This is a genomic window from Streptomyces sp. NPDC048637, assembly GCF_040650675.1.
Taxonomy (GTDB): domain Bacteria; phylum Actinomycetota; class Actinomycetes; order Streptomycetales; family Streptomycetaceae; genus Streptomyces.
Map to the genome: position 1 here is coordinate 15742 of NZ_JBEZHQ010000054.1, position 23034 is coordinate 38775.

16 protein-coding genes are annotated in these 23034 nt (G+C 73.0%); 9 read left to right on the plus strand and 7 right to left on the minus strand.

Features of this window, described 5'->3' with window-relative positions:
- Positions 1-12: 12 nt before the first annotated feature.
- The 3 genes from AB0C46_RS37380 to AB0C46_RS37390 all read right to left on the minus strand — a co-directional run bounded on the left by AB0C46_RS37380 (position 13) and on the right by AB0C46_RS37390 (position 6037).
- The gene (locus tag AB0C46_RS37380; RefSeq protein WP_362833572.1) at positions 13-1569 is read right to left on the minus strand and encodes a DUF5719 family protein; all 1557 of its coding nucleotides are present in this window, start codon (positions 1567-1569) and stop codon (positions 13-15) included.
- Positions 1566-5456 (minus strand): glycosyltransferase, encoded by a 3891-nt coding sequence (locus AB0C46_RS37385; protein ID WP_362833573.1) that lies wholly within the window; start codon positions 5454-5456, stop codon positions 1566-1568. Before AB0C46_RS37385 ends, AB0C46_RS37380 begins: the two co-directional genes overlap by 4 nt.
- 317 nt (positions 5457-5773) lie before the next feature.
- Positions 5774-6037 carry a WhiB family transcriptional regulator gene (locus AB0C46_RS37390; protein ID WP_003983763.1) on the minus strand — a complete coding sequence of 88 codons (264 nt, stop codon included), beginning with the start codon at positions 6035-6037 and terminating at the stop codon, positions 5774-5776.
- Between the two features lie 693 nt (positions 6038-6730).
- On the opposite strand from AB0C46_RS37390, the gene AB0C46_RS37395 reads away from it, so the two are divergent.
- The 3 genes from AB0C46_RS37395 to AB0C46_RS37405 all read left to right on the plus strand — a co-directional run bounded on the left by AB0C46_RS37395 (position 6731) and on the right by AB0C46_RS37405 (position 9667).
- A complete protein-coding gene (locus AB0C46_RS37395) occupies positions 6731-7240 on the plus strand; it encodes a cysteine dioxygenase family protein (RefSeq protein WP_362833574.1) in 510 nt (169 codons plus the stop codon).
- Between the two features lie 142 nt (positions 7241-7382).
- The gene (cofD, locus tag AB0C46_RS37400; RefSeq protein WP_362833575.1) at positions 7383-8339 is read left to right on the plus strand and encodes a 2-phospho-L-lactate transferase; all 957 of its coding nucleotides are present in this window, start codon (positions 7383-7385) and stop codon (positions 8337-8339) included.
- Positions 8336-9667 (plus strand): coenzyme F420-0:L-glutamate ligase, encoded by a 1332-nt coding sequence (locus AB0C46_RS37405; protein WP_362833576.1) that lies wholly within the window; start codon positions 8336-8338, stop codon positions 9665-9667. The genes cofD and AB0C46_RS37405 overlap by 4 nt, the downstream gene beginning before the upstream one ends.
- Before the next feature lie 18 nt (positions 9668-9685).
- Here AB0C46_RS37405 and AB0C46_RS37410 read toward each other — a convergent pair whose 3' ends face one another.
- From AB0C46_RS37410 to AB0C46_RS37420, 3 genes are all read right to left on the minus strand, one after another.
- On the minus strand, positions 9686-10591 hold the full coding sequence (locus tag AB0C46_RS37410) for a DNA-3-methyladenine glycosylase 2 family protein (RefSeq protein ID WP_362833577.1): 906 nt from the start codon (positions 10589-10591) through the stop codon (positions 9686-9688).
- A gap of 288 nt (positions 10592-10879) precedes the next feature.
- The gene (locus tag AB0C46_RS37415) at positions 10880-11962 is read right to left on the minus strand and encodes an NDP-sugar synthase (RefSeq protein WP_362833578.1); all 1083 of its coding nucleotides are present in this window, start codon (positions 11960-11962) and stop codon (positions 10880-10882) included.
- A 313-nt stretch (positions 11963-12275) separates the two neighbouring features.
- A complete protein-coding gene (locus AB0C46_RS37420) occupies positions 12276-13622 on the minus strand; it encodes a peptidoglycan recognition protein (RefSeq protein ID WP_362833579.1) in 1347 nt (448 codons plus the stop codon).
- Between the two features lie 129 nt (positions 13623-13751).
- Here AB0C46_RS37420 and AB0C46_RS37425 point away from each other — a divergent pair, with 129 nt between their 5' ends.
- The 4 genes from AB0C46_RS37425 (at position 13752) to AB0C46_RS37440 (ending at position 19669) form a co-directional block, all read left to right on the plus strand.
- A complete protein-coding gene (locus AB0C46_RS37425) occupies positions 13752-14513 on the plus strand; it encodes a TIGR03089 family protein (protein WP_362833580.1) in 762 nt (253 codons plus the stop codon).
- A gap of 160 nt (positions 14514-14673) precedes the next feature.
- Positions 14674-15912, plus strand: coding sequence for an LCP family protein (locus tag AB0C46_RS37430; protein ID WP_362833581.1), 1239 nt, complete (start codon positions 14674-14676; stop codon positions 15910-15912).
- A gap of 224 nt (positions 15913-16136) precedes the next feature.
- The gene (locus tag AB0C46_RS37435; protein WP_362833582.1) at positions 16137-17909 is read left to right on the plus strand and encodes an LCP family protein; all 1773 of its coding nucleotides are present in this window, start codon (positions 16137-16139) and stop codon (positions 17907-17909) included.
- 71 nt (positions 17910-17980) lie between these two features.
- Entirely contained in the window at positions 17981-19669 is a 1689-nt protein-coding gene (locus tag AB0C46_RS37440) for an LCP family protein (RefSeq protein ID WP_362833583.1), read from the plus strand.
- A gap of 100 nt (positions 19670-19769) precedes the next feature.
- Here the strand turns inward: AB0C46_RS37440 and AB0C46_RS37445 are convergent, their stop codons facing one another.
- The gene (locus tag AB0C46_RS37445) at positions 19770-20801 is read right to left on the minus strand and encodes a glycosyltransferase family 2 protein (RefSeq protein ID WP_362833584.1); all 1032 of its coding nucleotides are present in this window, start codon (positions 20799-20801) and stop codon (positions 19770-19772) included.
- Between the two features lie 298 nt (positions 20802-21099).
- Between AB0C46_RS37445 and AB0C46_RS37450 the strand changes: the two genes are divergently transcribed.
- Complete coding sequence (locus AB0C46_RS37450) at positions 21100-22560, plus strand: LCP family protein (protein ID WP_362833585.1); 1461 nt, start codon at positions 21100-21102, stop codon at positions 22558-22560.
- Positions 22557-23015: a hypothetical protein gene (locus AB0C46_RS37455; RefSeq protein ID WP_362833586.1), complete on the plus strand. Its 459-nt coding sequence runs from the start codon at positions 22557-22559 to the stop codon at positions 23013-23015. Before AB0C46_RS37450 ends, AB0C46_RS37455 begins: the two co-directional genes overlap by 4 nt.
- Positions 23016-23034: the final 19 nt, after the last annotated feature.

Sequence of the window (23034 nt, forward strand, 5' to 3'; positions counted from 1 at the left end):
ACGGGTCCGCGGTCAGTTCGTGAGGACCGACAGATCCTGGCCGGCGGTCGGGACGAGGACCGAGCCGCGGTCGTCGGGCAGCGGCTGGACGGTGAACGCGGGCACCCCTCCCTGGGGGCGGGCGAGCATGCGGGCCGCGTGGACAGGACCGCTGCCGGGCTCCGGCTCCACCGTCAGGGCGTAGGTCCCCTTCAGGCCCTGCGGGCGGGGCGGTTCGACGTCGAGGCTGGTACCGCCCTTGACCGTGTAGGTCTTGGTGGCCGGGGTGCCGCCGCCGCTGCCGGCCGACGCGGTGACCTTCACCTTGGCGTCCTTGCCCTTCTCCGGCGCGACCAGCGAGAGGGTGCTGCCCCGGTCGCGGTTGTCGGCGGCGGTGGCGCGCTTCTCGACCGGCCGGGTCGCGGGGATGAACGCCATCTCCTGCTTGGCGCCCTTGCCCCGGGTGACCCGCAGCGCGGCCGTGACCGGGGCCTTGGAGTCACCGTCGGAGGGCGTGAGCACCAGCGAGCCGGCCTCGCCCTTGGTGAGGTCCTTGAGATCCACGGCGGTGGTCATCCCGCTCTTGAGGTGCAGGGTCTCCAGCCCGGCCGGCGTGATCAGCCCGGTCGGGGTGGCCAGTTGCACCTTCAGATCGGCGTCGGACTCACCGGGGGCGAGAGCGACCAGCCGGACCGAGGTGGCGTCCTTCGGGACGCCGGGCAGCACCACGCTCGGCGACGGGTCGGCGGCGGGCGGCAGCCAGTCGCTGCCGAGCTTGCTGTCGCTCGCCTGGACGGCGGCGCCGACCCGGCCCTCGCGGGCGACGACATGCAGCGAGGCGTTGGTGGTCGGGGTGGTGGTCAGGGTGGAGAGCAGCACCGGGACCGTGGCGTGCGGCGGCACCGAGATGTCCTCACCCGCCGAACCCGCCAACGACCCGTCCTTGCCGTGGAGTTCGAGGTCGACGACGGCCGGGGTCGCATCGGGGTTGGTGAGGTGGACGTAGTCCTGGCGGTCGGTGGCGGTGCTGACACCGGGGAACCAGAACGTGGTGTCGGGAGTGGTGCAGCTCAGCCCGAGGAGGCCGCGGCCCGCGCCGGCGGCGACGGAGCTGGTCTGCTGCACCGTCCAGCCGGGCGCGAGGGTGCCGTCAGCGGCACCCACGAGGGCGGGGGCATCGGGGCTGTCGGTGGTCGCGGTGACCGGCTTGCCGGCCTCCTGGAGGGGCACGACGGGCTTGGTGTCGCGGGGGGCGACGGTCTGCCCGGCGGCGGCGCCCTTGCCCTTGCCGTTCTTCTTGCCCTTGCCGCCGGTGTCCCGCACGGTACCGGCGGGCAGCAGCTCGGCGGTGCCCTTCTTGCCGTCCGCGCCGGCCGCGGCGCCCTTGGGGGCGAAGGCGGTGTAGGCGGTCTCGCCGACCTCGGAGGAGGTCGGGGCCGGGCAGAGCAGCGCGGAGCGCTGGACGGGCAGCCGGCTGCTGCCGCGGGGGGCGTCCCGGTCGCCGCCGTCCGGGGCGGCCACGGCGGCGACGCCGGTGACCGCGGCCAGCGCGACGGCCACGCCGATCAGGGACATCATGGTGCGCTTCACTGCTGGTCGCTCCCGTCACGGCGCGGCTCGGGATAGGAGCCGGAGTACCCCGGGTACTCGGTGCCGTCGTCGTAGGGCTGCTGGTGCTGCGGCCCGCCGTCGCCGTACTGCTGCTGCCCGTAGCCGTACGGGTCGTAGGCGCCCGCCTGGAAGGGGTCCGCGTACGGGTCGGGGGCCTGGTAGGGATCGGCCGGCGGGTACGGCTGGCCGTACTGCCCGGCCTGGTACGGGTCGGCGGGTGCGTAGGGCTGCTGTCCGGCCGGGTCGGCGGGTGCGTAAGGCTGCTGTCCGGCCGGGTCGGCGGGTGCGTAAGGCTGCTGTCCGGCCGGGTGGCCCGGTGGCACGGCGCCGTCCGGTACGCCCTGCTGGGCGGCCTGCCACTCCTCGTAGGACGGCTGCTGGGGCACCGCCGCATACGGGTCGCCGGGGGCCGTGGGGGCGGTGGGGGCGCCCGCCTGGACCGCGTCCTGGGCGGGGGGCGCCGGGGCGGCCATCGGGTCGGCGGCCGGGGCGGGCGGCTGCTCGCCCCCGCGCGCCGCGGGGCTGCCGGGCCCGGCGCCCTCGGGGGCACCGGCCGCCTCGGCCTGGGCCCGCAGGCGCCGCGCCCGGCGGCCGTCACCGGACACCGCAGCGGCCTGGGCGGCGGCCGTGTCCTCCGGCAGGTCGTCGTCGATCTCCCGGCGGCGGCCCGGCAGCGCCAGCACCACCAGGACGACGGCGAGCAGGCCCTGGGCCCACAGCCAGAGGGTGTGGCCGATCGGGTTCTCGTGGGTGAGGTCGAGGGTGCCGCCCTCCGCGGGGAGCGCGAAGCCCTGGGCCCAGCCGTCGACGGTCAGGGGCTTGAGCGGGGTGCCGTTGAGGGTGGCCTGCCAGCCCTCGTCGGCGGCGTCGGCGAGGCGCAGCACCCGGCCGACGTCACCGCCGGTCACCTTGGTGTGCGCCTCGACGGGGCCGGACGGTACGGCGACGGGTGCGGCGGCCTCGCCCGCGCTGGTGCCGTCCTTGGCCTCGCCCGGGACGATCGAGACCCGCGAGACCCGGCGGTCGACGCGCCACAGGGCGCTGCCGTCGTCCTGGCTGAGCCGGGTCAGGCCCGGGGTCGCGTCCAGCACCCGGCCCATTTCGCGCGGCGCCCCGTCCCTGACCAGGACATAGCGGACCGCATAGCCGCCGAGCTGGTTGGTCTGGTCGGCGCCGGAGCCGGCCACAAGGTGGGCGACGATGCCGCCGAGCCGCTTGTCCTCGCCCGCCGAGGCGGCCAGATCGGCGTCACCGAGCCGGGCACCGGAGCCGCGGACGAGGGAGTAGTCCACATGGCCGGGCGAGCCGTCGAGGACCAGGGTGCGGGCCCGGTCGGCGGTGCCGGACTCCTCGGCGACGAACGCCGGGACCTGCTCCGGGGTGCGCCGCTCCAGCGGACCGGAGGCGCCGGTGATCATCCAGCTGGCCGCGGCGTAGACGGGGGCGAGCACGGATGCCAGCGCGATCAGCACGGCGACCGGCTGCTTCCAGCCGAAGCCGAGGCTGGCCATCCGGGTCCGGATGCCCTCGGCGCCGATCGCCGCGGCAGACAGCAGCGCCAGGCCGTAGACCAGCATCGCGGGCCCGGTCCAGCCGGAGCCGTTGCCCAGCGCCGCGAGCAGCAGCCCGGTCAGCGCCACCGCCCAGGCGGTGCGGATCGCGCGCTGCCGCTCGTCGCGCAGGGTCGCGGCGAGCGCAGCCAGCACGATGCCGAAGAGCAGCACCCCGCCGGCGGCCTTGGGACCGCCGGGGCTGAGCCCGATGAGGTCGAGCACGGAGGCGGAACCGGCGCCGTAGTCGAGCCCGGCCTCCTGGAAGAAGCCGGCAGGCCGGCTCAGCAACGACAGCGACCAGGGCGCGAGCACCACGAGCGGCACCACGGCCACGACCAGGAAGCGCAGCCCGTAGGCGAGCAGCTGGTCGCGGTTTCCGTCGAGGAAGCGCAGCACCAGCAGACCGATGCCGAGCAGCACCGCGATCGGCCAGACGACCGGGGTGAAGGCCATGGTGAAGGTGATCAGCAGCGTGTACGCCCAGGTGGCGCGCCAGCCGGGCCGGGTGCCGGAGGGCAGCCGCAGTCCGCCGGCGGCGATCGCGGCACGCGCCATCAGGGGCAGCAGGATGGCGAGCACCGCGGTGCCCAGCCGGCCGCCCGCCAGCGCGCCGGCGGCCGCAGGCAGGAAGGCGTACGCGATGCTCCCCCAGGCCCGCAGCAGCCGGGAGGCGACCAGCGGGCGGGAGGCGAAGTAGGCGGTGAGTCCGGCCAGCGGGACGGAGCAGACCAGCAGCAGGGTGACGGCGAAGCCGGTGCTGCCGAAGAAGATGCTCGACACCAGGGCGACGATCGCCAGGTAGGGGGGCGCGGAGGCGCTGCCGCCGACGCCGACCGCATGCCAGCTGTCGAGGTAGGCCGACCACAGGTCGGACACGCTGCCGGGCGCGGGCAGCATCGCACCGCCGGTCAGTGCGCCGGAGCCGAGCAGTCCGCGGCAGGCGACCAGCGAGACCAGCAGGAGCAGGAGGAAGAGCACCGGGGCCGGTTTGCGGGCGATCCGCTTGAGCCGGGCGAACTGCTCGACCTCCAGGAAGTCGGCGTCATCGCCGCCGGGCCCGGACTCGACCGCGCCGTGCCGGCCGGCCGAGGCCACATCCGGCGCGGCGCGCCCGGCGAGGTTGCCGGCGACCTGTTCGACGGTGGCCCGGACGGTCGCGCCGGGGGGCGGGAAGAGCGGCCGCAGCTCGCTCGCGTCGACCGCGGGCCGGCCTCTCCGCTTGCGTGCGGCGAGGATCTTGCCGGGCCGCAGCAGGGTGCCGAAGAGTCCGGCGAGTTCATCGAGCGCCTGGCCGGGGACCTTGCCGACGAGGTAGGCGAGCACCCGCAGGAAGGTGCCGGTCAGCAGCCGCAGCAGGACGTACGGAAGGGTCGCGCCGCGGGTGTTGGCGAGCAGGGTGTAGACGGCGCCGGCCTTGTCGACGCGGTGCGGGTTGGCGACCGAGCGGCCGACGCAGTCGATGGGGCGGCGTTCGCGGGCGGACGCCTCGGCGTGCCGCAGGATGGCTTCCGGCGCGACCAGGACCTGATGCCCGGCGGCCTGGGCGCGCCAGCACAGGTCGACGTCGTCACGCATCAGGGGCAGCCGGCGGTCGAAGCCGCTCAACTCCTCGTAGACATCACGGCGGATGAGCATGCCGGCGGTGGAGACGGACAGCACCGGGCGGACCTGGTCGTGCTGGCCCTGGTCCTGTTCGCGGCGGTCCAGGCCGGTCCAACGGCGGCCGCTGCGCGCGATGCTGACCCCCGCTTCGAGCAGCTGCCGGCGGTCGTACCAGCTGCGCAGCTTGGGGCCGACGATGACGCTGGAGGGGCTGGCGTCGGCGACCCGCAGCAGCTCGGCGAGCGCGTCCGGCTCGGGTGCGCAGTCGTCGTGCAGCAGCCACAGCCACTGGACCGGTTCGCCGTGCGGCAACTCCGGCATCTCGTACGCCTCGTCGCGCCAGGTGCGGCTGACCGGGTCCCAGCCGCTGGGCCGGCGCAGATACGGCAGATCGTCGGGGGTGAGCACGGGGGCCGTGCGGACGGCTTCGTCGACGGCGGTGCCGAACCCGGAGCGGCGGGCGAGGTGCAGCACCCGCTGGTCCCCGATGGCCTCGGCGAGCAGCTGGGCGGAGTTGTCCGCGCTGCCGGTGTCGGCGCCGATGACGTTCTGCACCGGGCGCTCCTGGCCGAGCAGGCCGGTGAGCGCGTCGGGCAGCCAGCGGGCACCGTCATGGGAGACGATCACGGCGGTGACGACGTGCCGCGGGAACTCTGGGGTGGCAGCTGCGTATGAGGCGGCCTGGGCCGCCGACTGGCTGTGCACGGACATCGAGGTACGGGCCCTCCGGACCCGGGAGTTCGAAGGCCCGCGGCGAAGTCGCGCTGGGCCCCCGCCCCCGGAAGACACTGCGACGGACTACGAGGCGACGCGCGCGCCCTGTAGGGCGGCGGCGCATCTCGGACGGGGCCCCACACTAATGGTTCGCGCCGGTGCCCCGACCGGGTCCGTACACAGCAGTCCGCCTCCGGCGAGCAGGTCGCTGGAGGCGGAGAGTTCGCTATAGGGGGATATGGGGAGTTGAGGGGGTGCGGCGGCGTGGTCCGGGAGGCCGCGCGCCGTCGGTCCGGCCGGCTGCGCTGTCATCGTCAGACGGCGGCCTTCTTGAGCCGGCGCCGCTCGCGCTCGGACAGACCGCCCCAAATGCCGAAGCGCTCGTCGTTGGCGAGCGCGTACTCAAGGCATTCGGACCGGACTTCGCAGGCGAGACAGACCTTCTTGGCCTCGCGGGTGGAGCCACCCTTCTCCGGGAAGAAGGACTCGGGGTCGGTCTGGGCGCACAGTGCGCGCTCCTGCCAGCCGAGCTCCTCATCCGCCTCCTCGACCAGCAATTCCTGGAACAGCTCGGTCATGTGCGCCCCTCGTCTGTCTTTACGTCCCCGTGATCAAGCCGTGATCGATTTCGGCTGAACGACACGAGTGAAATTACAAGTGTGGTGATCCGGGCCAGTCAAGCCGAGATCTGCTATTGAGCCTCTTATTCACTCGGCGGAACCAAGCGGATGCGGAAAGTGTTCAAATCAGTAAAAACCAGGACACTTTCCCAGGCGTGCCACCCTGCACGTCCTCTTCACTCACCAAGACGCGATCAGGCGGCGTTCACGTTGCACCCCGCGCGCCGAAGCGGGGGAGATCACAGACCGATCACGGGACCGCAACGGCGTTTGAAAGCGCGGTTGCCGGTCGATGTCTCCGCGTCCGTAGCTGCACAAACCTTTCGCCGGGCGGAGCAACCGGATGAGGTGAAAGATTTATGGCAAACCAGACATCCAGTTGACATCACGTCGCGGACCCGGTCTCCTTGACCCCATGCCAGCGACTCCCGCGCTCCGACTGACCCGTGCCTACGGGTCGCTCTGCGCTGCGCAGTCCCGCTGTCGCTGTTCCAGCTGTTGAAGCCACTGAGCTCCAGCCTTTCCGCTCGCACCACCCCGCAGCGCCCCTGCTCCGTGTCGCCGCGCCGCGCTCCCCACAGGGAAAGCCCGCGCCGGCGCCGCAGCCCCGTTCGCGTCACCCCAGCACTTCCGCCGAGGAACCCGAAACCCATGAACAGCGACGTCCAGATCGCCGGCGACCCGCTCGCCATCCCCCACCTGCTGCCGCCCGTCCCCGCCCACCCGGCCACCGTCGCCGGCTTCGCGGGGCTGGCCCGCTCCCTCGCCGCCGACCGCGCCGCCTGGGCGCCACTGGTCCGCTACGACGCCACCACCCGCTGGTACCACCGGCTGCGTACGGGACCGGGCTACGAGGTGTGGCTGCTCAGCTGGGTGCCCGGGCAGGGCAGCGGGCGGCACGACCACGGGGCGTCCTCCGGTGTGCTGACCGTCCTGGAAGGCGAGTTGACCGAACACGCCGAGGACGGGCCCCGTACGCTCACGGCCGGCGCCCAGCGGGTGTTCGCCCCCGGCTACGTCCACGAGGTCGTCAACGACGCCCTGACGCCGGCCGTCAGCCTCCACGTGTACTTCCCGGGGCTGACCAATATGCCGATGCATCCCAGCCAGGCCACGGACGCCGGCGCCGCCACCACCCCACCCGGGGTACCGGCCCCCTGACACCGCCTCGCCCCGCCCTGCCACGCCCACCCGTCGCCCGGCCACCACCCCTCATCGAGTCAGCCTTCGGCTGACACACTGCCCACCCGTCGCCCGGCCACCACCCCTCATCGAGTCAGCCTTCGGCTGACACACTGTCTCTATGCGAATCGTGGTTCTGGCCGGCGGTATCGGCGGCGCCCGCTTTCTGCGGGGACTGAAGGCAGCGGCTCCGGACGCGGACCTCACCGTCATCGGGAACACCGGCGACGACATCCATCTGTTCGGGCTCAAGGTGTGTCCCGACCTCGACACCGTGATGTACACGCTCGGCGGCGGCATCAACGAGGAGCAGGGCTGGGGCCGCGCCGACGAAACCTTCCGGGTGAAGGAGGAGTTGGCCGCCTACGGCGTCGGCCCCGAGTGGTTCGGGCTCGGTGACCGGGACTTCGCCACCCACATCGTGCGGACCCAGATGCTGAGTGCCGGATATCCGCTCAGCGCCGTCACTGAGGCACTGTGCGCGCGCTGGAAGCCCGGTGTGCGGCTGCTGCCGATGTCCGACGACCGGATCGAGACCCATGTGGCCGTCGACGAAGACGGCGAGCGCAAGGCGGTCCACTTCCAGGAGTACTGGGTGCGGCTGCGCGCCTCGGTGCCCGCACATGCCGTGGTGCCGGTCGGTGCCGATCAGGCCAAGCCCGCGCCGGGCGTGCTGGAGGCCATCGCAGCGGCAGATGTGGTGCTGTTCCCGCCGTCCAACCCGGTGGTCAGCATCGGGACGATCCTGGCGGTGCCCGGTATCCGGGAGGCCATCGCGGACGCCGGGGTGCCGGTGATCGGGCTCTCGCCGATCGTCGGCGGCGCCCCCGTCCGCGGAATGGCCGACAAGGTGCTGGCGGCGGTGGGGGTGGAGGCGACCGCCGCGGCCGTCGCCCGCCACTACGGGTCCGGGCTGCTGGACGGCTGGCTGGTCGACTCCGTCGACGCGGGTGCGGTGGCCGAGGTCGAGGCGGCCGGTATCCGCTGCCGGGCCGTGCCGCTGATGATGACGGATCTGGACGCCACGACCGCGATGGTGCGCGAGGCGCTGGAGCTGGCCGCGGAGGTCCGGGCGTGAAGGACGCCTCCGAGGTGCCCGCTTACCGGGTGTGGGCGCTGCCGGGAGTGCCCGAGGTGCGGCCCGGCGACGACCTCGTCAAGCTGATCGCGGCGGCGGCGACCGCCGAAGGGCTGCCCCAACTCGCCGACGGTGACGTGCTGTTGGTGACCTCGAAGATCGTCAGCAAGGCCGAGGGCCGGGTGGTCGAGGCCGCCGACCGCGAGGCGGCGATCGACCAGGAGACGGTGCGGGTGGTGGCGCGCCGCGGCACCCTGCGGATCGTGCAGAACCGGCAGGGGCTGGTGATGGCCGCGGCCGGTGTCGATGCCTCCAACACCCCGTCGGGGACGGTGCTGTTGCTGCCGGAGGATCCGGACGCCTCGGCGCGCGCCCTGCGCGCCGGCCTGCGCACCGCACTCGGCGTCGACGTCGGTGTCGTCATCAGCGACACCTCCGGCCGGCCGTGGCGCAACGGGCTCACCGATGTCGCCATCGGCGCGGCCGGGGTGCGGGTGCTGGACGATCTGCGCGGCGGCACGGACGCATACGGCAATCCGCTCAGCGCGACGGTGGTGGCCACCGCCGACGAGCTGGCCGCCGCGGGCGACCTGGTGAAGGGCAAGGCGGCCGGACTGCCGGTCGCGGTGGTGCGGGGTCTTCCCCACGTCGTCGGGGAGCACGACGACATGGCCGGGGCGCGCGTCATGGTGCGCAGCCCCGAGGACGACATGTTCCGGCTGGGCACCTCGGAAGCCGTACGGGAAGCGGTGACGGCACGGCGTACGGTCCGCGCCTTCACCGGCGAACCGGTCGACCCGGGGGCGGTCCGGCGCGCGGTGGCGGCGGCGGTCACCGCCCCGGCGCCGCACCACACCACGCCCTGGCGGTTCGTGCTGCTGGAGTCGCCGCAGGCGCGGGTGCGGCTCCTGGACGCGATGCGGGACGCCTGGATCGCGGATCTGCGCCGGGACGGCAAGTCGGAGGAGTCCATCGCCAAGCGGATCCGGCGCGGCGATGTGCTGCGCGCCGCGCCGTATCTGGCGGTGCCGTGCATGGTGACGGACGGCTCGCACCCCTACCCCGACGCGCGGCGGAGCACGGCGGAGCGCGAGATGTTCATCGTGGCCAACGGCGCGGGGATCCAGAACTTCCTGGTCGCGCTGGCGGGCGAACACCTCGGCTCCGCCTGGGTCTCGTCGACGATGTTCTGCCGGGACGTCGTCCGGGACGTGCTGGGGCTGCCGGCGGACTGGGAGCCGATGGGGGCGGTGGCCATCGGACGTCCGGCGGCGGCACCGCCGCCGCGCCCGGCACGGACCGCCGACGACTTCGTCGTCGTGCGCTGACCCGCGCCCGCGCGCCGGTCACAGCCGGGCGATGTCCCCCACCGGGAAGCGCGGGGCGCGGCGCGGCGGGACGCGGCCGGACAGCAGGATCAGCCGGGCGGCGCGGTGCCGCTGGCCCTCGTAGGGCGCGAGGAGTGCGAGCATCTCCTCGTCCGTGGTGCCGCGGCGGCCGGTGAGGGCATAGCCGATGATCTTCGGCAGATGCAGATCGCCGACCGTGATCGCGTCCGGGGCGCCGAGGGTGCGCTGCAGCGTCTCCGCGGCGGTCCAGGGGCCGATGCCGGGCAGCGCCGTCAGCCGCCGGGTGGCGTCCGCGAGGTCCATCCGCGCGGCCTCCTCCATCCGGCGGGCGGCCCGCACGGCACGCAGGATCGCGGACGAGCGCTTGGCGTCGACGCCCGCGCGGTGCCACTCCCAGGAGGGGATCAGCGCCCAGCCGCGCGGCTCCGGCATCACCCGCATCCGCGCCCAGGGGCCGGGGGCGGGCTCGCCGTGCCGCTGCAGCAGCAGCCGCCAGGCGCGGTACGCCTCGTCGCTGGTGACCTTCTGCTCCAGGATCGAGGGGATCAGCGACTCCAGGACCAGGCCGGTCCGCGCGAGCCGGACACCGGGGTGGCGGCGGCGGGCCTCATGGACGATGCGGTGCCGGGCGGTCAGCTGCGCCGGGTCGTCGGCCTCCCCCAGCAGCTCGGGGAGGCGCTCCAGCAGCCAGTCGGCGCCCGGTCCCCAGGCCTCGGCCTCGACCTGGCCGGCGGCGGGGCGGGCCGCGATACGGAGCGTGCCGGGGCCCTCGGGGGTACGGCAGGCGCGCCACAGCTCGCCGTCGCGCACCGCGAACGCGGGGTCGCCGGGGCCGCGCTGCAGCACACCCAGCGTGCGGTGCAGGTCGAACGGGCCGGGCGGGTCCCAGGTGCGGGCGGGCATGCGGCCAGGTTAGGCGATGGGGGTGACGGCGGGGGCGGGCCGTCGGGGGTGGGTGTAGGGGGTGGGTGCAGGGGGGCCGTAGGGGGTGGCCGAACACATTCCGTAGGGGTGGTGAGTGCCCCCTCGGGGCCCACAACGTGGTGGTGCCGGGCGGCATTCCCGTGGTGGGCCGCTCCTGTGGTGCGTCACTCCTGTGGTGCGCCGCTCCCCTGGTACGCCGCTCCCCTGGCGCCGCTCCCGTGATGCGCCGCAGGAGCGGCAGGAGCCGCAGAAGCGGCAGGGCGTGGCCTACTGGTCGGACGAGAAGCGCACCGAGCCGGCGGGGATGTCGGCGTCGCACCAGATGCGGATGCCGTCGCGCAGTTCGTTGTCGGCACCGATCCGCGCGCCGTCGCCGATGACCGCACCGTCCAGGACCGTACGGGCCCCGATGTGCGCGCCGGCGCCGATCAGCGCGTCACGGATCCGGGCGCCCGGCTCGATGACCGCGCCGTCGAGGACGGCGCTGCCGTCGATCTCGGCGCCGGCGCCGATGACGGTGCGCGGGCCGACGACGGTGCCGCCGGTGAGCTTGGCGTCGGCGGCGACCTCGGCGGTCTCCAGGATCAGGCGGTCGCCGCAGCGGCCGGGCACCGCCGGGGACGGGGCGCGGCCGAGGACCAGATCGGCGGAGCCGCGGACGAAGGCCTGCGGGGTGCCGAGGTCCAGCCAGTACGTGGAGTCGACCATGCCCTGGAGGTGGGCGCCGTCGGCGAGCAGGCCGGGGAAGGTTTCGCGTTCGACGGAGACCGGGCGGCCGGCCGGGATGGTGTCGATGACCGACCGGTTGAAGACATAGGCACCGGCGTTGATCTGGTCGGTGACGATCTCCTCGGGGGTCTGCGGCTTCTCCAGGAAGGCGGTGACCCGGCCGGTGTCGTCGGTGGGCACCAGGCCGAAGGCGCGCGGGTCCTCGACCCGGGTGAGGTGCAGCGAGACATCGGCGCCGGAGGTGCGGTGGGTGCCGACGAGGGCGGCGATGTCCAGGCCGGTGAGGATGTCACCGTTGAAGATCAGTACCGGGTCGTCGGGCGCGGAGTGCAGCCGCGAGGCGACATTGCGGATGGCGCCGCCGGTGCCCAGCGGCTCCTGCTCGGTGACGTACTCCAGGTGCAGGCCGAGCGCCGATCCGTCGCCGAAATACGGCTCGAAGACCTCGGCGAGGTAGGAGGTGGCGAGGACGATGTGCTCGACGCCGGCGGCCCGGGCGCGGGCCAGCTGGTGGGTGAGGAACGGCACTCCGGCCGCCGGGACCATGGGCTTGGGCGTATGCACCGTCAGCGGGCGCAGCCGGGTGCCTTTGCCGCCGACCAGGAGGATCGCTTCAGTCACCTTGTCGTCTCTGCTTCCTGCTGGGGTCGGCCGATCGGCCGACCAGTGTAGGCAGACGGGCCTGCGGGCGCCCTCGGCGGTGGGGGTGCCCCCGTGCCGTTCCGGCCACGGGAGGAGCGCGGGCCCGGGAGTGCGAACGTCGTCGCGGCCGGGGCCGCTCCGGCCCTGATCCGCCGGACAGGACCTGAGACGTGCCGGCGGCCGGAATGGTTGAGCGGCCCCCTGCATGAGCGGCCCCCTGCACCGTGCACCGTGACCGACCTGTGCAAAGCCCGGAAGGTGCCGTCGTGCCGGCCGGCAGCGGATCAGCGGATCAGCGGCTCTGCAGGGCGGCCGCGGCGACGCGGGTGGCGGCGAGCTTGTCGTAGAGGTGGACGCCGGGGCAGTCGGTGGTGAAGCCGTCCCGGTGGCCGGAGATGACGTGCAGGGGGACCTTGGTGCCCTTGGGGAAGCGGTTTCCGCCACCGGACAGCAGCTTGACGGTGGCGCGCGGATCGACGCTGTAGAGGCCGAGCTTCCAGGCCGTCAGACGGGCGATGGCTTCGACGGCGGGCTGCGGCGGCTCGTCGTCGGTGAAGGTGCCGAGGACGGCGATCCCGGTGCTGTCGGTGTTGAACCCGAGGGTGTGGGCGCCCATCACGGCTTTGGCGACGCCGCCCGCGCGGCCCTCGTAGACCGTTCCGCACTTGTCGATGAGGAAGTTGTAGCCGATGTCCCGCCAGTGGTTGCTCTTGACGTGGAAGCGGTACATGGCGCGGATCAGCGAAGGGGCCTCGGTGCATTCGTAGTTGTTGCCCGAGCCGCTGTGGTGGACGAAGGCGGCGCGGACGGTACGGGTGTAGGTGAAGGCCTTCTCGCGCAGCTGCTCGTCGGCGCCCCAGCCGGCCCGGGTGACGATCCGCGGGCGCGGGCCGACGTAGGTGCGGGCCGCCGGCGCCCCGTCCGCCGCGTCGATGTCGGTCTGGGAGGCGGCCTGGTCGAGTGCCGGGATCTCGGTGGCGCCGAGCGGGGCGAGCTTGGTGTTGGCGGCGGAGGCCGCGGTGGCCTCGGGGGTGAGCGGGGCCGGGGGGTCGGCGTGTGCGCCGCGGACGGCACGCGGCGCCCTGCCGGGGTCGACGAGTTCCAGCCGCAGCCCGCCGGGGAGGGTGGCCCGTGCGCGGTTGCGGGACTCGGGGGTGATGCGCAGTTGGACGGCGTCGGAGTCGCCGACCCACAGCGGCGAGGTGCTGCCGCGTACCGCGCTGTCGTGCCGCTCGGCGGAACCGAGGTCGGGGGCGTCGTCGTTGTGGACCTGTACGTCCTGCCAGCCGGACCAGTCGTGGCTGCCGCTGGCGCGGGTGCGGACCTGGACCCGGCCCCGCAGCTCGGCGGCGGCGTCGTCCCAGACGACTCCGAGGAGGGAGAACGGCCGTACGGTGCGGGCCGGCAGGCCGAGTGGCTGGGGAGTGGGCGCCGGGGTGGTGTCACGGGCGTCGGGGCGCGGGGCGGGTGCGCCGAGCGCCGCCACCGGCAGGGACTGGGTGCTGCCCGGCAGCTCACCGGAGCGCGTGGGGCGCGGCGCGGCGGCGGGGCCGGCGCTCGCACCGGCCGTCGGTGCGAGGGGCAGGGCGAGGGCGGCGGTGCACACGGCGCCGAGACAGATCGCAAGGAAGGGGCGCATGGACAAAATCCTGGACATGGCCGGAGCGAACGCGCCAACGGTGATCTGACGGGGCATCGGCCGATCCGGTGGCGCGGGCCTGCCGGGCCCGACCCGCCGCCAACCGCCGCCGCGGCTACCCTGGCCGCGATGAACGCCACCGATCGCACCCCCGCCGACCTGCTGAGTTCCGCGCTCGCCGCGGACCCGGCCCGCCCGCTGGTGACCTTCTACGACGACGCCACCGGCGAGCGCGTGGAACTGTCCGTCGCGACCTTCGCCAATTGGGTGGCCAAGACCGCCAACTACCTCCAGGGCGACCTGGCCGCCGAACCCGGCGACCGGCTCGCGCTGCTGCTGCCCGCGCACTGGCAGACCGCCGTCTGGCTGCTGGCCTGTTCGTCCGTGGGCGTGGTGGCGGAGGTGGACGGCGATCCGGCCGCCGCCGATCTCGTCGTCGCCGGGCCCGACCGGCTCGATGCGGCGCTCGCCTGCTCCGGCGAGCGGGTGGCGCTGGCGCTGCGCCCGCTGGGCGGCCGCTTCCCGCAGCCGCCGGCGGGCTTCGCGGACTACGCCGTCGAGGTGCCGGGCCAGGGTGACCGGTTCGCGCCGTTCGCGCCGGTGGACCCGGGTGCCGCGGCGCTGGTCGTCGGCGGCGAGGAGCTGACCGGGGCCGGCAGCGTGGCGCGCGCGCTGGCCGACGCGGGCGCGGCCGGGCTGCCGGAGGTACCGCGGGTGCTGTCGGGGCTGGGGTACGACACCTGGCAGGGCCTGTCGTACGGGCTGTACGCGCCGCTGGTGACCGGCGGCTCCGTGGTGCTGTGCCGCCACCTGGACCGGCTGGGCGCCGAGGCCGCGGCCGACCGGGAGAACAGCGAGAAGATCACGTTCCGGGCGCCGCTGTCGCACTGAGAAACGGCGCTCCCCCGTCCGGCGGACCGGACGCCCCCAGGGCGGGCCGGTACGTCCGTTTCGGTCCATGATCTTGAGTACGTACAACCCTGCGCGGGTTTCGTCCGTCTCTTGTTCCGTCCGGGCCCTGCGTGCGGGCGCGACGCCGACTCCGTGAGGGATGGACGCACAGGTGACCGATACCCCCGAGCCCCCCAGGTTCGCCGGCTGGGCCGCGCGCCCGGCCGGGGGGCCGGGAGCGGGTGGGCCGGGGCCGCCGCGCGTCCCGCCGCACCGATGGCACTGGCGTCGCTGGGCCGCGCTCGGCATCGCCGGTTTCGTGCTGGCCGGGGCCGGTACCGGCTGGGCGGTGTACGCCAAGCTCAACGGCAATATCCACACCGACAGTGCCACCGAGCGGGAGCTGCGGAAGTGGGAGTCCGAGCGGCCGCCGGCGGGCCCGCCGAACGCCGGGAACGTGCTGCTGATCGGCTCCGACAGCCGTAACGGCGGCAACGGCAGATACGGCCACAGCCGCGGGCAGCGCTCGGACACCACGATGCTGCTGCACCTCGCGGCGGACCGGAAGAGCGCCACCGCGGTGAGCATCCCGCGGGATCTGATGGTGGAGGTGCCGCACTGCAAGCGCCCGGACGGTACGGAGACCGAGCCGCGGCCGGCCCAGTTCAACGGGGCGTTCGCGGCCGGCGGCCCGGCCTGCACGATCCGTACGGTCGAGAAGCTGACCGGGATCCGCATCGACCACTACCTGATCATCGACTTCGTGGGCTTCACGAGGATGGTGGACGCGGTGGACGGTGTGGAGGTCTGTCTGCCCCGGCCGGTCCACGATCCCGAGGCGCATCTCACGCTGCCCGCCGGCCGGCAGACCCTGCACGGTGAGGCAGCGCTCGGTTACGTACGGGCACGAAAGAGCCTGGGCAACGGCAGCGATACCCAGCGCATGGAGAGGCAACAGCGATTTCTTGGCGCACTCGTGAAGAAAGTGCAGAGCAATGGTGTCCTGCTCAATCCGACCCGGCTGTATCCGGTGCTGGATGCCGCGACGAGTTCCCTGACCACGGACACCGCGCTGGCTTCCCTGAGGGGGCTGTACGAATTGGTGCGCAGCGCCCGCCGCATTCCCACCGACCGGATCCAGTTCATGACCGTGCCGCGGCAGGAGTACCGCCTGGACCCCAACCGCGATGAGCTGGTGCAACCGGACGCCGGACGGCTCTTCGGGCAGTTGCGCAGGGATCTTCCGGTGACCGTGACGCCCCCGCACGACGCCGGGGAGGAACCGGTCCGCACCGGAAACGGATCGTCGGACGACCGGCCGGGCGAACCGCCCGCGCCCTCGCCGAGTTCGGGCCCGACCTTTCCCGGGACGACGGCGGAACACGGGATCTGCGAATAAAGATGCCGCAAAACAAGCCGACGACTCGAATGGATTGGGCGGATTGCCCAGTTGTAGGTAAGTGGAATTTGTCACGAGCGTCGCGGGGCGCTGAACTGGGCGGATAGTGTGAGCGATCCGGTCGCACGACCAAGCTGACCGATGACCGAGCAATGCACGATCGACCGACCCGAGCGCCTTGAGGGGATGGCGCCGCGTGGCACCGACGGAGGATTCAAGGCACCGTGGACGCGCAAGGCCGTGGGCGGGCGGGCGACAACAATGTCGATCCCGCCGATCAGTGGGTGTTCGATCCGGACACCGGCAATTACGAACTGCGGCTTGACCCTGCCGGTCAAGCCGCCGCTCGGCCCTCCGACCGCACTGCGGCCGGCAGACGCGCCGCCCGGAAGCGGGACGCCGATGCCGGCGACACCGACACCCGTCCGCTGCCGACCCAGCGCGAGCGCCGGGGCGGGAGCGCGGCGGACGGAGACAGCGAGCAGCCGGCCGGCGGCCGGGCAGCGCGCCGGGCCGCCGCCAACCGCACGGCGACGGCGACAGCGGCGGAGGCGGGCCCGGCGAGCCGCCGTAAGCGCAGGCCGAAGAAGTCGGGGAAGAAGCGGGCGCTGCACTGGACCGCCGGTGTGGTGGGCTTCGTCCTCGTCGCCGGCTGCGGCGCCGCGTACTTCATCTACCAGCAGCTGGACGGCAACATCTCCAAGGTCGACGTCGGCGTGGAGAACGACGCGGTGTCCGACGGCCCGGTGAACCTCCTGATCATCGGGACCGACTCCCGCTCCGGGAAGGGCAACGGGGGCTACGGCGACGCGGGCAGCGTGGGGCACGCGGACACCACGATCCTGATGCACATCTCCAAGGACCGGACGAACGCGACGGCGATGAGCATCCCGCGCGACATGATCACCGACATCCCCAGCTGCCCGACGAAGCAGAAGGACGGCTCGACGAAGAACATCCCCGGTCAGCAGGGGGTGCGCTTCAACACCAGCCTGGGCCAGGAGGGCCGGGATCCCGGCTGCACCTGGCGCACCGTCGAGAAGATGACCGGGCTGAAGATCAACCACTTCATGATGGCCGACTTCAACGCGGTCAAGGAGCTGTCCAACGCGGTGGACGGCGTCGAGGTGTGCGCGGCCAAGGACATCAACGACCCCAAGTCGCACCTGAAGTTGAAGGCCGGCCGGCACACCGTCAAGGGCGAGCAGGCGCTGGCGTTCGTCCGTACCCGGCACACCGTCGGCTTCGGCAGCGACCTGAGCCGTATCGAGCTGCAGCAGCAGTTCCTCAGCTCGCTGATCCGCAAGCTGAAGTCCAGCGCCTTCAGCAGCCCCGGCAAGCTCTACGACGTCAGCCAGGCGGCGACCAAGGCGCTCACCGTCGACACCGGTATCGGCACCGCGAGCAAGCTGCTGGACTTCGGTACCGACCTGAAGAAGGTCGACATCGACAAGGTCACCTTCGCCACCGTGCCGGTGCTGGACAACCCCGACGACCCGGCCACCGTCATCCTCGACAAGGCCAAGTCGGACCCGCTGTTCGCGATGGTGCGGGCGGACCACACCCTGGCCAAGGGCAAGAAGGGCAAGGGCAAGAAGTCCGGCCCGGTCAAGAAGGCTCCGCCCGAGCGCGTACGGGTCGATGTCACCAACGGCGGCGGGCCGATCGGCTCGGCCCAGGAGACCGTGGACTGGCTGCAGAACAAGCAGGGCGCCAAGCTCGCCACCAACGCCGGCAACGCGCCGACGAAGCTGGCCGCCACCCGCCTCGAATACGGGCCCAACCAGGCCGACCAGGCCGCCGCGCTGGCCGACTGGATGGGCCTGCCCAAGAGCGCGCTGAAGAAGTCCGGGCAGAACGCCGGCGACCGCCAGCCGATGAAGCTCGTCCTCGGCAAGGACTTCAAGGCACCGGGTTCACCGATCGAGGCGCCGACCGAAACCCCGGACGGGGTGCAGAACGTCAATGCAGATGACAAGAACATCTGCGCAAAGTGAAGTGAGCGGGATCCGGCCGCCCCGCCGAGGCGCCGAGCGCACCACCGGACGGAAAACGGGGAGAGGGCCGAATGGGGCAGAGCAGTGTGCGGGGTGACCGGTCACGTCGGAGACGCCGGCCGGAAGCAGCGGAACCGGTCCGGGACGACGGCCACTACGAGGACAAGGGGCTGCCGCCGGACGCGCCCGGCTGGACGCCTCCCGAAGGCGGCGCCGTGCCCCCCGCGGACGGGGACGGAGAGGTGCCCGCCGACGGCGGCGGGCACCGCAAAGGGGGGCGGCCCCGCCGCAAGGTGCTGCGCTGGACCGCCCTCACCCTCGCCGTCCTGATAGTGGGCGGCGCGGGTGCCGGGTACTGGTACTACGAGCACCTCAACGCCAACCTCCGCAAGGCCCCGAGGTCCCTGGGCGGGGGCGGCCTGCAGAAGCCGGACCCCAACGCCTTCGGACAGAGCCCGCTGAACATCCTGCTGCTGGGCTCCGACGGCCGGAACAGCGCCAAGAACATCGAGCTCGGCGGCGCCCGGCAGGACGCGGACCGCAAACCGCTCGCCGATGTGCAGATGCTGCTGCATGTCTCCGCGGACCGCAGCAACATGTCGGTGATCTCCATCCCGCGGGACACCCGGGTGACGATCCCCCAGTGCACCGACCCGAAGACCCACAAGGTCTATCCGCAGACCTCCGGGGCCATCAACGAGTCGCTCCAGCACGGCGGTCCGGGCTGCACGCTCGCCACCTGGCAGGAGCTGACCGGCATCTACATCGACCACTTCATGATGGTCGACTTCGCCGGCGTGGTGGACATGGCGGACGCCATCGGCGGCGTCCCGGTCTGCGTCGACAACAACGTCTACTCGCACGACAGCAAGGGCCACGGCAGCGGGCTGAAGCTCACCAAGGGCACGCACTCGGTCAAGGGCGTCCAGGCGCTGCAGTGGCTGCGCACCCGTTACGGCTTCGAGGACAACACCGACATCGGCCGGGCCAAGGCCCAGCACATGTACATGAACTCGATGGTCCGTCAGCTGAAGGAGGACGCCAAGCTCACCAACCCCGGGGAGCTGCGCGACCTGGCGGAGGCCGCGACCAATGCGCTGACCGTCGACGACGGCCTCGACACCGTCAAGAAGCTCTACGACCTGGGCGGCGATCTCAGCCGGGTGCCGACCAAGCGCATCACGATGGTCACCATGCCCTGGCAGTACGGTCCTGGCGAGTCCTATGTCATGCCCAAGCCAGGCGATGCGGAGGCGACCTTCGGGCTGCTGCGCAACGACACCGCGCTGGACGGCAAGGACAGGAAGAAGAAGGCCACGCCGGCTCCGAAGCCCGCAACTCCCAAGGGCCAGCTGAAGGTTGTGGTGCAGAACGGCACCAACAGCACGGTGAACGGCCCGGTTTCCGGCCGCGCGTCGGTCATCCAGCAGCAGCTGTCCGGCCTGGGCTACACCGCGGCCGGCACCGACTCCGCGCTCACCACCCAGGCCGACACCACGATCACGTACCGGGACAAGGCCCAGCGGGGCGACGCGCTGGCGCTGGCCAAGGCGCTCGGACTCCCCAAGGACGCGGTCCGGGAGTCGAGTTCGGCCACCGGGATGCGGCTGGTGGTCGGCAACGACTGGCGTACCGGCTCGGCGTACCCGAAGGAGCCGGGCGACGAGAAGGGCGCGGACAAGGCACCGGACAGCGCGGACGCGCTCAACGGTGAGGACACCAAGGCCTGCATGAAGGTGAATCCGCAGTACAGCTTCTAGGCGGGGGGCCTGGTCCGGGCGCGGGGTCCTGGCCTGGGCGGGGGCGGCCCGGCTGCTCGGCGTCGGGCGCCCCCGGCTGCTCGGCCTCGGCCGCCCCGTACTACTCGGCCTCGGCCGCCGGAGCCATGACCGCCGGGCGGCGGCTGGCGATGACCTTCTTGGCGAGCGAGCGGGGGCTGGTCAGGAAGCCCGCGCCCCAGGCCATGTGCATGGTCGCCAGGGCGACCGGGATCTGGGCGCGGGCCTTCAGCGACAGCCCCTTGCCGGCCGGCACCGAGCCCGCGGTGATGGCGGCGAGATAGCCGGCCGGGACGACCAGGCCCCAGGGGGTGACGGCCGCACCGACCACCAGGCCAGCCGCGATGGCGCACACCGCGGTCGGCGGCGCGAGATAGCGCAGATTGATCGAACCGGCGTGGTAGCGGGCCACGACATGGCGCCACTTGCCGTAGTCCTTGTACTGCTTGGCCAGCGCCTTGATGCTCGGCCGCGGGCGGTACTGCACCTTCAGCTCGGGCGAGAACCAGATCTGCCCGCCGGCCTCACGGATCCGGAAGTTCAGCTCCCAGTCCTGGGCGCGGATGAACTCCTCGTTGTAGCCGCCCTGCTGCTCCAGCGCCTCGCGCCGGAACACCCCGAGATAGACGGTCTCGGCAGGGCCGGCCTGACCGCCCGTGTGGAAGGCGGCATTGCCCACGCCGATCTTGGAGGTCATCGCGGCGGCGACCGCCTCCTCCCAGGCGTTCTCGCCCTCGGCGTGCATGATGCCGCCGACATTCGCCGCGCCGGTCTCCTCCAGGAGGCGCACGGCGGTGGCGATGTAATTCGGCGAGAGCATGCCGTGGCCGTCGACGCGCACCACGATCGGGTGCCGGGACGCCTTGATCGCGGCGTTCAGCGCGGCGGGGGTGCGGCCGGTGGGGTTGGGCACGGTGTGCACCCGGGCGTCCTCGGCGACGAGCTCGGCGGCGATCTCGTCCGTACGGTCCGCGGACGGGCCGAGGGCGATCACCACCTCCATCTCACCGGCGTACTCCTGCTCCAGGATGTGCCGGACCGAATTGCGCAGGTGACGTTCCTCATTGAGCACCGGCATGATCACGGAGACGGCCGGGGGCTGCTGCTGCGGCATGGTTCCTCGGGGGTACGTCCCGTGGCGAGCCGCCAGCGACGGCAGCGCCCGCCGGGAGACTGCAGAATCGCGCCCACGTTACCGCGAATGGCAGACACCCCCGGACGCAGCCGGGTGGCCGGGCGCCGGATGCCCGGCGTGTGGTGCTTTGCAGCCGATCGTATGGACCTACGGTGTCCTCGTCCGATTGATCAGCATTCGCCCCGCTCTCGTTTCCCCGCCCTCGTTTCTCCGCTCTCGTTCTGCCCGCTTCCCGCCGGGCCCCGATCACGCCCGCCCAGCCGCGGAGGTGTCCCCCGTGACCGCGCCGTTCCGCTCCCCCCGTCCGGCCCGGCGCCGGGCCGCCCGGCCCGGTGCGCGCCGGCGCCCGTCGGGCCCGCGCTGGGGGCTGCGGATCGGCGCCTTCGCGTCGGTGCTGCTGCTGGCCGCGAGCGGCGTGGGGCACGCCGTGGTCACCGGCGTGGAGAGCGGCATCGGCCGGGTGGACGCCTTCAAGGGCATGAGCAACCGGCCCGGGGGCGGCGACGGGCTGAACTTCCTGGTCGTCGGCACGGACGGGCGCGACCGGCTCACCGCCGCGGAGAAGCAGAAGTACCACCTGGGCGGTGCGCCCTGTCACTGCACCGACACCCTCATGCTGGTCCACCTCTCCGCCGACCGGGACCGCGCCAGCGTGATCAGCCTGCCCCGCGACTCCTACGCCGAGGTCCCCGCGCACACGGACGCCGTCACCGGCCGCCAGCGCGCCAAGCACGCCATCAAGCTCAACGCGGCCTATGCCGAGGGCGGCCCCAGCCTCACCGTGCGGACCGTCGAGCACATGACCGGGGTGCATATCGACCACTACCTGGAGGTCGACTTCACCAGCTTCATGCGCAGTGTGGACGCGGTCGGCGGGGTGGAGATCTGCACCGTACGGCCGCTGCGCGACAGCTTCACGGGACTGGATCTGCCGGTCGGCAAATCGCGGCTCAACGGCGGTCAGGCGCTGCAGTACGTGCGCTCGCGGCATCTCGACGGCTCCGCCGACCTCGGCCGGATGCAGCGCCAGCAGCGCTTCCTGGCCGCCCTCATCCACAAGATCACCTCCTCCGGAGTGCTGATGAACCCCATCCGCTTCAGGGACGTCGCCGACACGATGCTCCGGTCCGTACGGGCCGATTCGGGCTTCGGGGCCAACGACCTGGTGGACCTCGGGCAGGCGATGCGCGGCTTCACCCCGTCGTCCTCGGAGTTCACGTCCGTGCCGCTGCGCGCTGTGGCCCAGCCGGTGCCGGGCGTGGGCTCGACCGTGCGCTGGGATCCGGTGCAGGCGCCGAAGCTCTTCCGGGCGATCCGCGAGGACCAGCCGATCACGGTGCCCGGGGACCGGAAGGAGCCGCAGGCCAAGGTGGTGGACATCCCGCCGGGCCAGGTCCAGGTGCGGGTCGGCAACGGCACCGACCGGGCCGGGCAGGCCGCCACGGTGGCCAGGGAGCTGCACGCCACCGGCTTCGCCACCACCGTCCCCGGCAGCTCCGCCCTCGGCAAGGTGCCCCGGACGGTCATCGCCTACGACCCGCGCTGGGACCGCTCGGCCCGCTCGCTGGCCGCCGCGCTGCCCGGTGCCGAGCTGCGGCCGGTGGCCGGGCGGGGTCCGGTGATGCAGGTGACCGTCGGCCAGGGCCATACGGCGGTGCAGCGGGTACGGGCCGAGGAGCCGCCGCAGAAGCCGGGCCGGATCTCGGCGATCACCGGGGACGAGGCAGTGTGCCCATGAGCGTCCCCGCACCCCGCCGCACCCTGCCCGGCCCGCCCGTGCGCCGGCCGGACGCCCGCTGCCGTGCGCGCCGGGTCACGGTGGCCCTCGCCGCGCTGGGCCTGGTCGCGGCCACCGCCGCCGCAGCGCCGCCGGCGCCTCCCGCACCGACCGGCTGCGGGGATCTGGTGCGCGGCCAGCTGTGTCTGCAGGGTCCGGTGGGGGCCGACGGGATGTACACCGCGACCTACCGGCGGCACGGGTCGGCGGCCGGCCTCGACGAGATCATCGTGCGGCTCGGGTACCAGCGCAAGAACGACCGGATCACCGCCTTCCCCGGCTGGTTCGGCACCCGGCGGACACAGGGTGGCGCCGTCGGGCTGAGCGGCCGGGTGGAGATGCTCGCGGATGAGTGCATCCGGGGCGTCATGGAGCGTGGGGAGACGTTCTACGTCACCAAATGGAGCTGCAGCTGATGTCCGGGATGTTCGAGCG

Excerpts from the sequence above, each read along its gene's own strand:
- AB0C46_RS37410 (WP_362833577.1), bottom strand. The coding sequence starts at position 10,591 with ATGCCCGCCCGCACCTGGGACCCGCCCGGCCCGTTCGACCTGCACCGC.
- AB0C46_RS37420 (WP_362833579.1), bottom strand. The coding sequence starts at position 13,622 with ATGCGCCCCTTCCTTGCGATCTGTCTCGGCGCCGTGTGCACCGCCGCC.
- AB0C46_RS37430 (WP_362833581.1), top strand. The coding sequence starts at position 14,674 with ATGGACGCACAGGTGACCGATACCCCCGAGCCCCCCAGGTTCGCCGGC.
- AB0C46_RS37425 (WP_362833580.1), top strand. The coding sequence starts at position 13,752 with ATGAACGCCACCGATCGCACCCCCGCCGACCTGCTGAGTTCCGCGCTC.
- AB0C46_RS37390 (WP_003983763.1), bottom strand. The coding sequence starts at position 6,037 with ATGACCGAGCTGTTCCAGGAATTGCTGGTCGAGGAGGCGGATGAGGAG.
- AB0C46_RS37440 (WP_362833583.1), top strand. The coding sequence starts at position 17,981 with ATGGGGCAGAGCAGTGTGCGGGGTGACCGGTCACGTCGGAGACGCCGG.
- AB0C46_RS37385 (WP_362833573.1), bottom strand. The coding sequence starts at position 5,456 with ATGTCCGTGCACAGCCAGTCGGCGGCCCAGGCCGCCTCATACGCAGCT.
- AB0C46_RS37395 (WP_362833574.1), top strand. The coding sequence starts at position 6,731 with ATGAACAGCGACGTCCAGATCGCCGGCGACCCGCTCGCCATCCCCCAC.
- cofD (WP_362833575.1), top strand. The coding sequence starts at position 7,383 with ATGCGAATCGTGGTTCTGGCCGGCGGTATCGGCGGCGCCCGCTTTCTG.
- AB0C46_RS37445 (WP_362833584.1), bottom strand. The coding sequence starts at position 20,801 with ATGCCGCAGCAGCAGCCCCCGGCCGTCTCCGTGATCATGCCGGTGCTC.
- AB0C46_RS37455 (WP_362833586.1), top strand. The coding sequence starts at position 22,557 with ATGAGCGTCCCCGCACCCCGCCGCACCCTGCCCGGCCCGCCCGTGCGC.